The 15070-nt window shown below is 59.7% G+C and carries 15 protein-coding genes; 4 read left to right on the forward strand and 11 right to left on the reverse strand.

Annotated elements, in window-relative coordinates:
* Positions 1–30: 30 nt before the first annotated feature.
* The 6 genes from MME58_RS18940 to MME58_RS18965 form a co-directional block, all read right to left on the reverse strand.
* A complete protein-coding gene (locus MME58_RS18940) occupies positions 31–576 on the reverse strand; it encodes a C40 family peptidase (protein WP_054986324.1) in 546 nt (181 codons plus the stop codon).
* Between the two features lie 90 nt (positions 577–666).
* Positions 667–1395, reverse strand: a complete 729-nt coding sequence (locus MME58_RS18945) for a C40 family peptidase (RefSeq protein WP_082427525.1) — start codon at positions 1393–1395, stop codon at positions 667–669.
* A gap of 75 nt (positions 1396–1470) precedes the next feature.
* Positions 1471–2235, reverse strand: a complete 765-nt coding sequence (locus tag MME58_RS18950; protein WP_162491462.1) for an NAD-dependent deacylase — start codon at positions 2233–2235, stop codon at positions 1471–1473.
* Positions 2229–2933 (reverse strand): DnaA regulatory inactivator Hda, encoded by a 705-nt coding sequence (gene hda / locus MME58_RS18955; protein WP_054986322.1) that lies wholly within the window; start codon positions 2931–2933, stop codon positions 2229–2231. The genes MME58_RS18950 and hda overlap by 7 nt, the downstream gene beginning before the upstream one ends.
* 215 nt (positions 2934–3148) lie before the next feature.
* Positions 3149–4222, reverse strand: a complete 1074-nt coding sequence (locus MME58_RS18960) for an AI-2E family transporter (protein ID WP_054986325.1) — start codon at positions 4220–4222, stop codon at positions 3149–3151.
* Positions 4223–4261: 39 nt separating this feature from the next.
* Positions 4262–5356 carry a DUF2066 domain-containing protein gene (locus MME58_RS18965; protein WP_054986321.1) on the reverse strand — a complete coding sequence of 365 codons (1095 nt, stop codon included), beginning with the start codon at positions 5354–5356 and terminating at the stop codon, positions 4262–4264.
* Between the two features lie 341 nt (positions 5357–5697).
* On the opposite strand from MME58_RS18965, the gene purM reads away from it, so the two are divergent.
* The 4 genes from purM to MME58_RS18985 all read left to right on the forward strand — a co-directional run bounded on the left by purM (position 5698) and on the right by MME58_RS18985 (position 8836).
* Positions 5698–6756: a phosphoribosylformylglycinamidine cyclo-ligase gene (gene purM / locus MME58_RS18970; RefSeq protein WP_054986320.1), complete on the forward strand. Its 1059-nt coding sequence runs from the start codon at positions 5698–5700 to the stop codon at positions 6754–6756.
* Positions 6756–7406 carry a phosphoribosylglycinamide formyltransferase gene (purN, locus tag MME58_RS18975; protein WP_054986319.1) on the forward strand — a complete coding sequence of 217 codons (651 nt, stop codon included), beginning with the start codon at positions 6756–6758 and terminating at the stop codon, positions 7404–7406. Before purM ends, purN begins: the two co-directional genes overlap by 1 nt.
* 8 nt (positions 7407–7414) lie before the next feature.
* The gene (locus tag MME58_RS18980) at positions 7415–8128 is read left to right on the forward strand and encodes a DUF3108 domain-containing protein (protein WP_054986318.1); all 714 of its coding nucleotides are present in this window, start codon (positions 7415–7417) and stop codon (positions 8126–8128) included.
* Positions 8129–8656: 528 nt separating this feature from the next.
* On the forward strand, positions 8657–8836 hold the full coding sequence (locus tag MME58_RS18985; RefSeq protein WP_002554613.1) for a hypothetical protein: 180 nt from the start codon (positions 8657–8659) through the stop codon (positions 8834–8836).
* An 82-nt stretch (positions 8837–8918) separates the two neighbouring features.
* Here the strand turns inward: MME58_RS18985 and MME58_RS18990 are convergent, their stop codons facing one another.
* From MME58_RS18990 to cysM, 5 genes are all read right to left on the reverse strand, one after another.
* On the reverse strand, positions 8919–9458 hold the full coding sequence (locus MME58_RS18990; protein WP_054986317.1) for a DUF2058 domain-containing protein: 540 nt from the start codon (positions 9456–9458) through the stop codon (positions 8919–8921).
* Positions 9459–9488: 30 nt separating this feature from the next.
* Positions 9489–10322 (reverse strand): nucleoside triphosphate pyrophosphohydrolase, encoded by an 834-nt coding sequence (mazG, locus tag MME58_RS18995; protein ID WP_055006450.1) that lies wholly within the window; start codon positions 10320–10322, stop codon positions 9489–9491.
* Between the two features lie 27 nt (positions 10323–10349).
* Complete coding sequence (gene relA, locus MME58_RS19000) at positions 10350–12593, reverse strand: GTP diphosphokinase (RefSeq protein WP_004657204.1); 2244 nt, start codon at positions 12591–12593, stop codon at positions 10350–10352.
* A 156-nt stretch (positions 12594–12749) separates the two neighbouring features.
* Complete coding sequence (gene rlmD, locus MME58_RS19005; RefSeq protein ID WP_055006451.1) at positions 12750–14105, reverse strand: 23S rRNA (uracil(1939)-C(5))-methyltransferase RlmD; 1356 nt, start codon at positions 14103–14105, stop codon at positions 12750–12752.
* On the reverse strand, positions 14105–15007 hold the full coding sequence (gene cysM, locus MME58_RS19010; protein WP_055006452.1) for a cysteine synthase CysM: 903 nt from the start codon (positions 15005–15007) through the stop codon (positions 14105–14107). Before cysM ends, rlmD begins: the two co-directional genes overlap by 1 nt.
* Between the last annotated feature and the right edge of the window lie 63 nt (positions 15008–15070).

The following is a 15070-nucleotide window of genomic DNA, read 5'->3' on the forward strand; positions in this document are numbered from 1 at the left end:
GTTCCAGGCAGATTGCGAGCAGGCGAAGCGCTACGGCCGAATCTGCGCCAGATTGGCTGGCTGAATGACGCGCTTGGCGTTGAGGTAGGCTTTCTGCCAGTAGGGCTTGTCTAGGCTATCGAGCTTGACCGTGCCGCCGCTGGCCGGGGCATGCACGAAGCGGCCTTCGCCGACGTAGATCCCCGCATGGGAAACCTGCGAACCGCCCGATGTGGCGAAAAACACCAGATCCCCCGACTGCAATTGCTCGCGCCGAATATTCGGTGCGCCCATCACGATCATCTCGCGCGTGGAGCGCGGCAGAGAGATACCCGCCGCATCACGATAGACATAACCTATAAGGCCGCTGCAATCAAAACCGGAGTCTGGCGTGTTGCCGCCCCAGCGATAAGGCGTGCCGACCAGCCCCAGCGCGCGAAACAGCACGTCTTCGGCGGCTGGAGAAAGAATCTGGGGAGGAGCAGTAACCACCGGACGCTGAACGATCCGGGGTGCTTTGGGCGGTGGCGGCGCGCTGGCACAGGCCCCCAGCAACGCAGCAACAGAGATGACTATCAGGCGCAACGCAATCGACATAACCACAACAACCTATCCGGATGCGGCTTACGCTGCCGAGAAGCTCAAAAACGCAGAAAGACCCGAAGGCCTTGTTCTGCGCGTTCTATTTTATTTACGCCGCTTTGGCGCGGTCTTGACTGTAGTCGAAGTCATCGCCGTTGTCTGCGTGGCCTCAGGCGTCGACTTTACAGCGACAGTGCCTGGCGCCATTGCCAGAGGCCGCTTGGCCTCGATGAATGTCTTGCTCCAGTAGGCGTCATCAAGGCTGTCGATGCGCACACCGCCGCTGCGGCGGCTGCTGGAGTGGATGAATTGCTGATTACCGGCATAGATCGCTGCATGGCTGACACGACCGCGGCCGCGGGTGCTGAAGAACAGCACGTCACCAGGTTGAAGGTTCTTGCGCGAGACCAGCGGTGCATCGACGTTGATCATTTCACGCGTGGAACGCGGCAGGCTCATGCCAGCCTCTTCGCGAAACAGGTAACCGATAAAGCCGCTGCAATCGAACCCCGAAGAAGTCGACGTGCCACCGAACTTGTAGCGGGTACCGATCAGGGATTTGCCACGTTCCAGGATACTGTCGGCCAGAACCGGCAGTTGGTAAGACTTGTTGTCGGAGAACTGGGCCAACTCGTCTTCGGTGGCAATCTCGTCCTGCAAGGCTGCTGCGTCGGCACGACGGGCTGCGGACTGGGCATTCACAGCGTTGGCGCTCTGATAACGCGGAACGGGCTGGGCCTGTTTATGCTGTGCGACCGGCATATTGGCCGAGCAACCGAAGAGGAATGTAACGAGTGCGAGAGGCACGAGGGGTGCGAAGCGAACAACCTGCATGGGCACAACCGTGGCTGACTAGTTAAGATGGCGAGACTATGCCTTTTATGAAGGTGATTTGCAAATTCAATCGAACTAGATGTGACTTATGAGTTCGGCCATGACATGTGACGCCCGGCACTGCAAAAAGACGTCCATCTGCGCACTGTGATCGGTCGGCTGCGGATTGATTTCTGCCGTAAAACCCCCGGAAACTCTGGTGCGAATGACAGGCTCGTGAATGTAGGGGAAGCTTGCCGTAGTGCCGATACTCAATACTGCGTCATAGCCTTTAGCCAGTTGTTCATACAGTGTTTTCAGTGCTCCATCAGGGAGCATTTCCTGAAAAAGAACGACGGACGGTCGCAGAATGCCACTACATATCCGGCACAAAGGCGGCAATGGCCGCTGCAAATGCTCACTCAGTTGAGGATCTTCAGCTCCGCAGGATTGACAGAACAAGGGTGAAAGTTGCCCGTGAATCTCGATCAAACGCTCCGGCGGGCTCCCGGCAGCACGATGGTAACCGTCGACGTTCTGGGTCAGCACCCAGCACTCGGGCTTGATGCGCTGCAACTGAGCGATGGCGTAATGCGCACTATTGGGCTCACCGCCAAGACAGGCCTTGCCCAATTCGGCGATGTACTTCCAGCACAGCTCAGGGTCACGGCGCAGCATCGGCCCGGACAAGGCCACTTCTATCGGCAGGCCATCATCGGTCTTACCGTTGTAGAGACCACCTACCCCGCGATAGGTCGGCAGCCCCGAATCAGCAGACAGGCCGGCTCCGGTGATTACCAGAATCCGTTGTGCATGACGCAGCGCTGCCGCCGTCTGCATCACCAGCGCCTGATCTACCACCCAAGCGTCTCTTTAAGGAAGGGAATAGTCAGTTTGCGCTTTTCCTGGAGTGACGCCTGATCGAGACGCTCGAGCAACTCGAACAGGGCGCTCATGCTGCGCGTACCGCGGGTGAGGATAAAATGGCCGACCTCGTCAGTCAGGTGCAGGCCGCGCCGCGAAGCACGCAGTTGCAGCGCACGCAACTTGTCTTCGTCAGACAGTCCGCGCATCTGAAATACCAGCGCCATGGTCAGGCGGGATTTCAGATCAGGGAGTTTGACCGGCAGTTCGCGGGGCGATTTCGACGCAGCAATAAGCAGACGACGCCCGCTGTCACGCAGACGATTGAACAGATGAAACAGGGCTTCTTCCCAGTCCGGTTTGCCAACCACAGCCTGCAGGTCGTCAAGACACACCAGCTCGTACTGTTCGAGATGGTCGAACAGCTCGATACCTTCATCTATGACTTCGGCCAGTGGCAGGTAAACCGCAGGCTCGCCCATCTGCTCGAAACGCAGGCACGCAGCCTGCAGCAAGTGCGTACGCCCTACCCCGTCCTTGCCCCACAAATAGATGAGGCTTTCGGTCCAGCCGGCGTCGGCTTCGCACAGCCGCTCGACATAGCCGAGTGCAGCGGCGTTGGCGCCTGGGTAGTAGTTGACGAAAGTGGCATCATCACGCAGACGCACACTCAGGGGCAGCTGAATCGGTTTCATGCTGACTAACGGCTCATGCAAACCGTCAAGGGCCTCTGTGTAAAGAGCGCAAAGTTTATACCCGTGGGGCTGGTCGCACAATGCGACAGACCTCAAGCAAAATCAAAGGTTTGCGTCAAAGTGAGTAAAGCGCGGGTCGGGCAGGGCCGATTGACGTGATGCATGCATTGCCTGTCCGGGCCTCTCGCCAGTGAGCGAAGAAGCCCGGATTACTCTTACAGCTCGGGATCGTCCGCGCCTGCGTAGATTTCCGAGTCCTTGTAAACATCATGCATATGGCGCACCAGCACCATGATCACTGCGGCAACCGGCAGGGCCAGCAGAATCCCGGTAAACCCGAACAGTTCACCGCCCGCCAGAATCGCAAAGATCACCGCCACCGGGTGCAGACCGATACGATCCCCCACCAGCAATGGCGTCAGCACCATCCCTTCAAGGGCCTGACCGATCATGAATACAGCAACGATACCCATCATCGGGTACAGGTCGCCGCCAAACTGGAACAGACCGGCTACCAAAGCCGAACCAATGCCGATCACAAAGCCCATATAAGGAACGATGGCCGCCAGACCGGCAATCACCCCGATCAACAGGCCCAGCTCCAGCCCGACTAGCATCAGGCCGGCTGCGTAGATCACGCCGAGGCCGACCATGACCAGTAGCTGTCCACGTATGAACGCGCCCAGCACCTCGTGGCACTCGCCCGCCAGCTTGACGATTTGACCTTCACGCTGACGCGGCAGCAGACCACGGATCTTGCCGGTCATGATGTCCCAGTCACGCAGCAGGTAGAAGCACACCACCGGGATCAGCACCAGATTGGTCAGCCAGCCGATCAGCGCCAGACTGGAGGCCGTAGCCTGAGACAGCACGACGGAAACGATATCCCCGGCCTGGCCCATATGCTCGGAAATAGCAGCCTTGATCTTGTCGAACTTCCAGAACCCGTCTGCCAGACCGAACTTGGCTTGTACCCACGGCAGCGCCGAGTGTTGCAGCCAGTCGAGGATCTGCGGGGCCAGCTCATAAAGACGGAACAGTTGCTTGGCCAGCATCGGCACCAGCACCAGCAGCAACGCCATCAGCACCAGTGTGAATAGCCCGAAAACGGCCACTACGCTCAAGGTTCTGGACAGCCCGGCGCGTTCCAGGCGATCCACCAGCGGATCGCCCATATAAGCCAGCAGCAATGCCACCAGGAAGGGGGTGAGGATCGTGTGCAGCAGCACCACGAAAGCGACCAGCAAGGCCAGGCCGCCGATCCAGAACCAACGCCGCGTATCAGTCATCAACATCCCTCAACCCAATGGAAAAGCGTTTTTGCCGGATTACCAGCGGAAATAAAGCTGTGGCGCAGACGCCGGAACAATCATCGGGGCAGGTGCGGGCACAGGGGCAGCACCTGCAGCAGGCGCAACCGGAGCCGCAGCATCGACAGGCGCAGCGGGCGGTGTTGCAGCAACTGCTTCACCTGCAGGCACTTCCTGCAATTTGGCCAGCGACAGTTGCGAGCGCAGTTGCTCGGTGCTGCCACTGACTTCAAACACCACTTTATCGCCGTCGACAGAGCTCAGACGCACGCCGAAGGGATCAAGTAACTGAAGCAGTTGTGCATAACGCTCGAGCGTCATGCCCTGGACCTGCACCAGCAGGCCGGTCGAGGCACCGGGCTTGGCGACGAAACGCGGTGCCAGACGCTGACTCACCGACAGCAGCACCGCATCAGCCAGTGCCTCCGGGGTAACGCCGGTCGCCGTGCCCTGCTCCCGCTGATCGCCCAGCCACAAGCGCCACTTGCCCTGCCACTGACCAGCGTCTTCCTTGGCGTGCACGGCCAGTATCGCGTCGGCACCGTAGCGCTCGGAAGCCTCCTTGAGCGGCGCAGGATCAGTACCCTCCAGCGTTTTCGCGTTACCGATACCCTGTTCACTCAAATCAGCCAGTGGCAGACGCAACGGCAGGCCGCGGTGCTGGGCAGCACGGCGCAACGGCTCGGCCGCCGCCTGCCCGTCACCGACCAGATTCGAGCCTTCGACCGAGTCATTCAGCCACCAGCCGAGAATCGACGGTCGATTACTGCCCCAGATCGACAAACCGGCATCGCGCAGGGCGCGGTCGGTGGTGGCCGGATCGAAGTCCACCAGCAGGGTCTCCGGTGGACCGGCCTCGTAGCCGTACTGGCTGATGATCTGCTGCGGATCCTTGCGCAACGCGGCGATGGCCGAACCCTGCGCAGCTTTGGCGTCGCCGGTCAGACGCAGCACCAGGGTGTCGACGGCGGCCTGCGTGGCCCGCGTGCGCTCATCGGGCGACTGGCCATTGACCGGTTCACGAACCTGATAAAGGTTGCTGACCGTTTCGGCGAGGCTGGGGAGGCTGATCAAGGACAGACAGCCGGCTAGAATAATTCTGGAAAAACGCATGGACAGTTCCCGAACGGAAAAAAGTAAAAAGAAGCTGTTTCAGGAGGTGTGCAAGTCTGGGACAGCCTTGAGCCACCAATCATTCAATTTGCGCATAAAGTACACCTTAAACGTCTGCACTCGCACTGACAGCTGACGCCACATCAGGTTTATTTGGTGCAACACCGCCCTGTTGTCGGCGCAAGGATGGCCCCTGGGGAGCAAGCCTGATAAAATCGCGCGCCTTCGCAGACCGGCAATCGCCACGGCCCAACATTACCACCGCATGACAGCGCGGTGCTGAACGGGTCCCAACGCAGCGGTCGATACCTCCGAATCCCCCCTAAAGGCCTGGATTTTTTATGAGCAAGCAACCCTCCCTGAGCTATAAAGACGCCGGTGTAGACATCGACGCCGGTGAAGCATTGGTCGAACGCATCAAGAGCGTCGCCAAGCGCACCAAGCGTCCGGAAGTCATGGGCGGCCTGGGAGGCTTCGGCGCCCTCTGCGAAATCCCGGCTGGCTACAAGCAGCCAGTGTTGGTGTCCGGCACCGACGGTGTGGGCACCAAGCTGCGCCTGGCGCTGAACCTGAACAAGCACGACACCATCGGCATCGATCTGGTCGCCATGTGCGTCAATGACCTGGTGGTCTGCGGCGCAGAGCCGCTGTTCTTCCTCGACTACTACGCAACCGGCAAGCTGAACGTCGACACCGCCGCTCAGGTGGTGACCGGTATTGGCGCTGGCTGCGAACTGGCCGGCTGCTCGCTGGTAGGCGGCGAAACCGCTGAAATGCCGGGTATGTATGAAGGCGAAGACTACGACCTGGCAGGCTTTTGCGTCGGCGTCGTGGAAAAGGCCGAAATCATCGACGGCTCGAAAGTCGCTGCCGGTGACGCGCTGCTCGCCCTGCCCTCGTCCGGCCCGCACTCCAACGGTTATTCGCTGATCCGCAAGATCATCGAAGTAGCCGGTGCCAATATCGAAAACATCCAGCTGGACGGCAAACCGCTGACCGAACTGCTGATGGCACCAACCCGCATCTATGTCAAGCCGTTGCTCAAGCTGATCAAGGAAACCGGCGCAGTCAAAGCCATGGCGCACATCACCGGTGGCGGCCTGCTCGACAACATCCCGCGCGTTCTGCCGGAAGGCGCTCAGGCGGTGGTCGATGTCGCCAGCTGGCAGCGTCCGGCCGTGTTTGACTGGCTGCAGCAGCAAGGCAACGTCGCCGAAAACGAAATGCACCGCGTACTGAACTGCGGCGTGGGCATGGTCATCTGCGTTGCTCAGGAACACGTCGAAGCCGCCTTGACGATTCTGCGCGAAGCTGGCGAGCAGCCATGGGTGATCGGCCAGATCGCTGACGCTGCCGAAGGTGCGGCACAGGTCGAGCTGAAAAACCTCAAGGCGCATTGATGCCAGCCATCTGCGATGTCGTGGTGCTGCTGTCCGGCACCGGCGGCAACCTGCAAGCGATGATCGACAGTTTCAAGGACGGGGCCAGCCCCGTCCGCATCCGCGCAGTGATTTCCAATCGTGCGGATGCGTTCGGCCTGCAACGCGCCAGAGACGCCGGCATCGACACCTGCGTGCTGGATCACACCGCGTATGAAGGCCGTGAGGCCTTCGATGCAGCGCTGATCGAACTGATCGACACATTCGAGCCACGGTTGGTGGTGCTGGCCGGATTCATGCGCATCCTCAGCGCGGGGTTCGTCCGCCACTACCATGGCCGCCTGCTGAACATTCACCCTTCCCTGCTGCCGCGATACAAAGGTCTGCACACGCACAAGCGTGCCCTTGAAGCCGGCGACGCCGAGCATGGTTGCAGCGTGCATTTTGTCACGGAGGAACTCGATGGCGGGCCGCTGGTCGTACAGGCAGTTATTTCGGTACAGTTGCACGACACGCCAGCAGCGCTCGCGCAACGGGTTCATGTTCAAGAGCACCGTATTTACCCACTGGCCATTCGCTGGTTTGCCGAAGGCCGATTGAGCCTTGGCGAACAAGGTGCGTTACTGGATAGCCAGCTACTCCCGGCCAGCGGCCATCTGATTCGACATTAGGAGATATTATGCGTCGCGCTCTGCTCTTCGCTTTCGCTCTGCTCGCATTGCCTGCGGTACAGGCTGCAGACCTTCAACCTTTCTCCGCCAGCTACACCGCCGACTGGAAGCAGCTGCCGATGAGCGGTACTGCCGAACGCAGCCTGGAAGCCGGGGCCAATGGCACCTGGACACTAAGTTTCAAGGCATCGATGATGATCGCCAGCCTGACCGAAGTCAGCACACTGAAAGTCGACAAGGACACGTTGTTGCCACAGACCTACAGCTTCGAGCGCAGCGGTCTGGGCAAATCCAAGAAGGTTGATCTTGCGTTCGACTGGAATACCAAATTCGTTACCGGCACCGACCGTGGCGATGCGATCAAGCTGCCGCTCAACCGTGGCATCCTCGACAAGTCCACGTATCAGCTGGCGTTGCAACATGACATCGCCGACGGCAAGAAGAGCATGAGCTATCAGGTGGTCGACGGTGATGAAGTAGACACCTACGACTTCCGCGTGCTGGGTTCGGAAAAAGTCACCACCAAGACCGGCCAGGTCGATGCAATCAAGGTCGAGCGCGTGCGTGATCCGACGCAAAGCAAGCGCACTACCGTGCTGTGGTTCGCCAAAGACTGGGATTACCTGCTGGTGCGCTTGCAACAGGTCGAAACCGACGGTAAGGAATACAACATCGTCTTGCTCGACGGCACGGTCAACGGCAAGGCCGTCAAAGGCAGCTGATTGCCCTGACCCATCGCCACACAGAGCCCCGCTTTTCAGCGGGGCTTTTTATTGGCCACGAGGATCGAGGACGCAGTTGCGTCCGGAACGGCATGCGACGCAGAGCTTCGCACGATGGTTGGGCTGATTATCGTTCCTACGCTCCAGCGTGGGAATGCAGCTCTCGACGCTCCGCGTCGCAAAGAAGACGCAGCTGCGTCCGGAACGGCATACGACGCAGAGCATCTGAACGATGGTTGAGTTGGTTATCGTTTCTACGCTCCAGCGTGGGAATGCCTTTCCTGACGCTCTGCGTCATGGTTCTGCGCCACGCCGAAGCACATGAAAAATCCTTCACTTTGCCGCTGTTACGCTGCAGGCCTCGCCATGCAAGGGCTGTAGGCAAACGGTCATTTTTTGATCACGGAGGAACCTGAACAGCCTATTTACTTAGGGAGCTAACAAATTCTATAAAAGAGTCCTGCGACACATCGCCGCAGTATCCAGAGGCCTAACCATCAAGGCCATCAAAGTCAGGAGCTTACTACTATGACTGTCAGAGTTACTGAACGCGACGACGCCCACCTCTCTCACGAAGCCGTGGCCGACGGCATCCAGATCTGGGACGTGCATCAACAGGATCAACTGGTGGGCATGTTCCACGTAGAGTCCGATGCCCTTCGCTACAAGGAAGAGCTGGAAGCGCTGGAAAGCCAGGGTAATCACTGAGCAACGCTTCCGAGCCGGAAGCACCAGCCCCATAAACGACAAAACCCGCTGAATGCGGGTTTTGTCATGACGGGTCAGCCTTTTACCACATCAGATCATCGGGCACCTGATACGCCGCATACGGATCATCGGCATCCGGGGCTTCGGTCGGGGTGTTGAGCAGCACGATACGGCGCGGGTCGCGCTCCTGGATCTTCAGCGCAGCTTCGCGCGGAATGATCTCGTAACCACCGCCGTGGTGAACGATGGCCAGTGAACCGCTGCTGAGCTTGTTACGCACCAGCGCATTGACCGAGATCCGCTTGACCTTCTTGTCGTCAACGAAGTTGTAGTAATCCTCGGTGATCAGCTTGGGCAGGCGCGACACTTCGATGAGTTGCTTGACCTGAGCCGTGCGCGCCTTCTGCTCGACCTTCTCTTGCTGCTGACGGTTGAGCTCCTGATCACGTCTGGCCTTCTCGGCCATGGCTTCCTGAGCTGCACGCTTTTGCGAGTCGTCGGCCTGAGCCTGCCCCTTGTGCACGAGACGCTGCTCTTTCTGCTTTTCTTTGCCGACCTGCTTGGCCTGCTTTTGGTTGACCAGACCTGCCTTGAGCAACTGATCGCGAAGGGAAAGGCTCATTGTCTACTCACTTATACCGTTACCGCACACTCAGCCACAGCCGGGCGTGCTTTTTTCCTGACGTTTGGCTTCACCCCACAACGCGTCCATTTCTTCGAGCGAGCACTCTTCGATAGGACGCTGGATGTGGCGCAATGCCTGTTCAATGAATCGGAAGCGTCTGTCGAACTTGCTATTAGCCGAGCGTAGCGCAGTTTCCGGGTCAACTTTAAGGTGCCGGGCCAGGTTCACGACGCTGAACAGCAGATCGCCGACTTCCTCGGCAATGCCCGCGGCGTCATTGTCGACCATGGCTTCGAGAATTTCATCGAGTTCTTCACGCACCTTGTCGACCACCGGCAGCGCCGCAGGCCAGTCGAAACCCACCTGAGAGGCGCGTTTCTGCAGTTTGGCCGCGCGGCTCAACGCAGGCAAGGCCACCGGCACGTCATCGAGCAACGACAACTGTTCGGGCGCGCCAGACTTTTCGGCACGTTCCTCGGCCTTGATCTCGTCCCAGCGCAGGTTAACCTGCTCATCGGTCAGGCGCGGCGTTTCTGCTGGCGCGTACAGCTCGCCGGTCGGAAACACGTGGGGATGGCGACGCAGCAACTTGCGGGTAATGCCGTCGACCACAGCGTCGAATTCAAACCGGCCTTCTTCCTTGGCCAGTTGCGCGTAAAAAACCACCTGAAACAGCAGATCACCCAGCTCGCCCTTCAGGTGGTCCAGATCGCCCTGCTCGATGGCATCGGCCACTTCGTAGGCCTCTTCCAGCGTATGCGGCACGATGCTGGCGTACGTCTGTTTCAGATCCCATGGGCAGCCGGATTGCGGATCACGCAGACGGCTCATGAGGTTCAGCAGGTCTTGAACTGTATACATGGGGCTCCCTGTGAGCGCAGGCAACGCTTATGGCGTCCTGTTCCTGCGCGTTTCAATGATGTTCGGCAACTGGGAAATACGCCCCAGCAACCGCCCCAGCGCGTCCAGACCCGGAATCTCGATGGTCAGCGACATGAGCGCGGTGTTGTCCTCTTTGTTCGAGCGGGTATTGACCGCCAGCACGTTGATCCGCTCGTTGAGCAGCACCTGAGTCACGTCACGCAGCAGGCCGGAACGGTCGTAGGCGCGGATAATGATGTCCACCGGATAAGTGAGCACCGGCACCGGCCCCCAACTGACCTGAATGATCCGCTCGGGCTCACGACCACCCAATTGCAGCACTGAAGCGCAATCCTGACGGTGGATGCTGACGCCACGGCCTTGAGTGATGTAACCGACAATCGCATCGCCCGGCAGCGGCTGGCAGCAGCCGGCCATTTGTGTCATCAGGTTGCCGACGCCCTGAATCTGGATATCGCCACGCTTGCCGGGCTTGTAACCGGTGGCCTTGCGCGGGATCAATTCCAGCTGTTCGTTGACGCGATCAGGCTCAACCTGCTGCTGAGCCAGGTTGACCAGTTGCGCCAGACGCAGATCACCCGCCCCCAGAGCTGCAAACATGTCGTCGGCAGTCTTGTGATTGGCTTTGTCCGCCAGTTTGTCGAAATCAACCTGTGGCAGCGCAAGGCGCGCCAGTTCACGTTCGATCAGGGTTTTGCCAGCGGCGACGTTCTGGTCGCGGGCCTGCAACTTGAACCAGTGAACGATCTTGGCCCGCGCGCGGGACGTGGTGATATAGCCCAGGTTCGAGTTCAACCAGTCACGGCTCGGCGTGCCGTGCTTGCTGGTGATGATTTCGACCTGCTCGCCGGTCTGCAGACTGTAGTTGAGCGGTACGATCCGACCGTTGATTTTCGCGCCACGGCAGTTATGGCCGATCTCGGTGTGCACCCGATAGGCGAAATCGAGGGGTGTCGCGCCTTTCGGCAGGTCAATGGCATGGCCGTCAGGGGTGAATACGTAGACACGGTCCGGCTCGATATCGACCCGTAACTGATCGGCCAGCCCGCCGATATCACCCAGCTCTTCGTGCCATTCGAGCACCTGACGCAGCCAGGAAATTTTCTCTTCGTAATGATTGGAGCCGGACTTGACGTCGGTGCCTTTGTAGCGCCAGTGCGCGCAAACGCCCAGTTCGGCTTCTTCGTGCATGGCATGGGTGCGGATCTGTACTTCCAGCACCTTGCCTTCAGGCCCGATGACCGCAGTGTGCAGCGAGCGATAGCCGTTTTCCTTGGGGTTGGCGATGTAGTCGTCGAACTCCTTGGGAATATGCCGCCACAAGGTGTGCACGATACCCAGGGCGGTGTAGCAGTCGCGCATTTCCGGGACCAGCACACGCAACGCGCGCACATCATAGATCTGGCTGAACGCCAGCCCCTTGCGCTGCATCTTGCGCCAGATGGAATAGATATGCTTGGCACGGCCGCTGATATCAGCCGTCACACCGGTGGCTTGCAGCTCGTTGTCGAGCTGGGACATGACGTCGCTGATGAAGCGCTCGCGGTCCAGCCTGCGCTCATGCAACAGCTTGGCGATCTGCTTGTACTGATCAGGCTCCAGGTAGCGGAAAGACAGGTCTTCCAGCTCCCATTTGATGTGGCCGATGCCCAGACGGTGAGCCAGCGGCGCATAGATATCGAAGACTTCCCGGGCCACCCGGTTGCGTTTTTCGTCGTCGGCGTTTTTTACCGCCCGAATCGCACACGTGCGTTCGGCCAGCTTGATCAGCGCAACCCGAACGTCGTCGACCATCGCCACCAGCATCTTGCGCAGGTTTTCGACCTGCGCCTGACTGCCCAGCACCAATGACTGACGAGGGCTGAGGCTGGCGCTGATCGCCGCCATGCGCAGCACGCCGTCGATCAGCTTGGCGACCGTCGCGCCGAAACGCTGCTCGACTTCAGGTAACGGGATAACGCCTTCACGCACGCCACGGTAAATAACCGCCGCAACCAGCGAGTCCTGATCCAGCTTGAGGTCAGCGAGGATCTCCGCGATTTCCAGACCGGTCTGGAAACTGGAGGTGCCCTCTGCCCAATGATTCTTGTGGGCCTTGTCGTTCTGCTCGGCTTGCCGGGCAAATTCACAGGCCTGTTTCATGACTTCCCGGTCCAGGACCAGGTCGACGCTGACAATATGATCGAGCCACGCGTCGAGATTGATACTGCCGTCTGTGTTTATCGGCTGGTTCGCTCTCACCTGTACCATGCTGCTTACCTTCCCTACGGCGCGATGAATAGCGCCATCAGTCGCCAGCCTTCTGAGCGAATGCCACTTGCCGGGCAAGCAAGGACCGGCATTCGCGGGCCAGTCGGATTAAATGAGATTCCCTGTCAGCAACGACCTCGTTCCAGTGAACGCCGCTCACTTACTCATTTCAAATAAAGCCATCGCCTCGACATGCGCCGTCTGAGGAAACATATCGAGAATTCCGGCACGTTTTAATCGGTAGCCCTGACTGATCAGTTCGACCGCGTCACGAGCCAAAGTTGCCGGGTTGCATGACACATAAAGCAGTCGCCGGGCACCTGTTTTTCTGATCTGGCGAACCACTTCAAAGGCCCCGTCACGCGGCGGGTCCAAGAGTACCGCAGAAAACCCTTCCGCTGCCCAGTCGGCATGTGTCAGCGGCTGGGAAAGGTCCGCCTGAAAAAACTGCACATTGTGCAAATCATTACTCATTGCGTTGACGGCTGCACGCTCGACCATGGTCGCAACGCCTTCGACCGCCACCACTTCCTTCACCAGACCGGCCAGCGGCAAGGCAAAATTGCCCAGACCGCAGAACAGATCCATCACCCGTTCATCTTTCGCAGGTGCCAGCCATTGCAGGGCCTGCTCGATCATCGCGGTATTGACCGCCGCGTTGACCTGAATGAAATCTCCCGGTCGCCAGGCCAGTTGCAGGTTCCACGGCTCCAGCCGGTAACCCAGCGTATCGCCCGCGCTGACCGGTTGGGGCTCGCCGTCGCCATGCAGCCAGAGCTGCGCACCGTGCATCGAGCAGAACGCCCGCAGGCTGGCCAGGTCGGCATCGGCGAGCGGCGCGGTATGGCGCAGCAACACGGCGGTCGAAGAACCACTGAACAGCTCGACGTGACCCAGCACCTGCGGTTTGCTGAAGCTTTTCAGCATGCCAGGCAACTGGCTCATGATCGGTTGCAAGGCCTGTACCAGCACCGGACATTCTTCGATGTTGACGATGTCCTGGCTGGCGGCCGCGCGGAAGCCCACGTCCAGCCTTTTGGCCTTGGCATCCCAGCGCACCGCGACCCGCGCGCGTCTACGATAGGCCAGTTCGGACCCGCTCAACGGCGCGGCCCATTCATCCGGCACCACGTTCGCCACGCGCAGCAACTGCTCGGCGAGCATGCGCTGTTTCAGGGCAAGCTGCTCTTCATGGGGCACGTGTTGAACACTGCAGCCACCGCAGCGACCGAAATAATCACAGGCCGGCGCGCGGCGCATGTCGCTGGCGGCAAAGACCCGCTCGGTACGGGCCTCGACAATCTTGCCACGTGCATTGAGCACCCGGGCCTCGACCTCCTCGCCTGCAAGGCTCCCGGCGACAAACCAGGTCTTGCCGTCGAGAAAGGCAATACCGCGGCCGTCGTCGGACAGTCGCTCAATGCTCAGCCGCTGTTTTTTACCGGCAGGAATCTGCGCGGTCTTGACGCCGCCCGTGGGCTGAAAGCGCAGACCTCGTTCATGCCTGGCCATCAGTTGGGCGAATCGTAGATACCGGTCGACAGGTAACGGTCGCCTCGGTCACAGATGATCGCCACAATCACGGCGTTTTCGACTTCGCGGGAAATACGCAATGCTCCAGCGACTGAGCCTCCCGACGAAACGCCACAGAAGATGCCCTCTTCGCGTGCCAGTCGGCGCATGGTGTCTTCCGCTTCGGTCTGGCCCATGTCGATGATGCGGTCAACGCGGTCCGACTGGTAAATCTTCGGCAGGTATTCGTGCGGCCAGCGGCGAATACCCGGGATCGAAGCGCCCTCCATCGGTTGCAGACCGACGATCTGCACCTCGGGATTCTGCTCCTTGAGGTAGCGTGAAGTGCCCATGATGGTGCCGGTGGTGCCCATTGAGCTGACGAAATGGGTAACGGTACCCGCCGTCTGCCGCCAGATTTCCGGACCGGTGGACGTGTAATGCGCCTCGGGGTTGTCACCATTGGCGAACTGATCGAGCACCTTGCCGCGGCCTTCGGCCTGCATGCGCTCGGCCAGATCACGAGCACCTTCCATGCCTTCGTCCTTGCTGACCGAAATCAGCTCGGCGCCATAGGCGGTCATCGCCGCCTTGCGCTCGGCACTGGAGTTGTCCGGCATGATCAGGATCATGCGGTAGCCTTTGATCGCGGCGGCCATGGCCAGTGCGATGCCGGTATTGCCGGAGGTGGCTTCGATCAGCGTGTCGCCCGGATGAATCTGGCCGCGCAACTCGGCACGGGTGATCATCGACAATGCCGGGCGGTCTTTTACCGAGCCAGCGGGGTTGTTACCTTCAAGCTTCAACAAGAGGGTATTGCTGGTGTTACCCGCCATGCGTTGCAGACGCACCAGCGGGGTGTTGCCGACGCAATCGGCAATGGTTTGATACTGCAGGGTCATGGCGTCTTCGCAATCCAGACTGCGGGGGGTGCCTATCATAACGGCAAACGCCCAAAGCCCATA

Source organism: Pseudomonas syringae pv. tagetis (assembly GCF_022557255.1).
Lineage (GTDB): Bacteria > Pseudomonadota > Gammaproteobacteria > Pseudomonadales > Pseudomonadaceae > Aquipseudomonas > Aquipseudomonas caricapapayae.

Excerpts from the sequence above, each read along its gene's own strand:
- MME58_RS18940 (WP_054986324.1), bottom strand. The coding sequence starts at position 576 with ATGTCGATTGCGTTGCGCCTGATAGTCATCTCTGTTGCTGCGTTGCTG.
- MME58_RS18945 (WP_082427525.1), bottom strand. The coding sequence starts at position 1,395 with ATGCAGGTTGTTCGCTTCGCACCCCTCGTGCCTCTCGCACTCGTTACA.
- hda (WP_054986322.1), bottom strand. The coding sequence starts at position 2,933 with ATGAAACCGATTCAGCTGCCCCTGAGTGTGCGTCTGCGTGATGATGCC.
- MME58_RS18960 (WP_054986325.1), bottom strand. The coding sequence starts at position 4,222 with ATGACTGATACGCGGCGTTGGTTCTGGATCGGCGGCCTGGCCTTGCTG.
- MME58_RS18965 (WP_054986321.1), bottom strand. The coding sequence starts at position 5,356 with ATGCGTTTTTCCAGAATTATTCTAGCCGGCTGTCTGTCCTTGATCAGC.
- purM (WP_054986320.1), top strand. The coding sequence starts at position 5,698 with ATGAGCAAGCAACCCTCCCTGAGCTATAAAGACGCCGGTGTAGACATC.
- purN (WP_054986319.1), top strand. The coding sequence starts at position 6,756 with ATGCCAGCCATCTGCGATGTCGTGGTGCTGCTGTCCGGCACCGGCGGC.
- MME58_RS18980 (WP_054986318.1), top strand. The coding sequence starts at position 7,415 with ATGCGTCGCGCTCTGCTCTTCGCTTTCGCTCTGCTCGCATTGCCTGCG.
- MME58_RS18985 (WP_002554613.1), top strand. The coding sequence starts at position 8,657 with ATGACTGTCAGAGTTACTGAACGCGACGACGCCCACCTCTCTCACGAA.
- MME58_RS18990 (WP_054986317.1), bottom strand. The coding sequence starts at position 9,458 with ATGAGCCTTTCCCTTCGCGATCAGTTGCTCAAGGCAGGTCTGGTCAAC.
- mazG (WP_055006450.1), bottom strand. The coding sequence starts at position 10,322 with ATGTATACAGTTCAAGACCTGCTGAACCTCATGAGCCGTCTGCGTGAT.
- relA (WP_004657204.1), bottom strand. The coding sequence starts at position 12,593 with ATGGTACAGGTGAGAGCGAACCAGCCGATAAACACAGACGGCAGTATC.
- rlmD (WP_055006451.1), bottom strand. The coding sequence starts at position 14,105 with ATGGCCAGGCATGAACGAGGTCTGCGCTTTCAGCCCACGGGCGGCGTC.
- cysM (WP_055006452.1), bottom strand. The coding sequence starts at position 15,007 with ATGACCCTGCAGTATCAAACCATTGCCGATTGCGTCGGCAACACCCCG.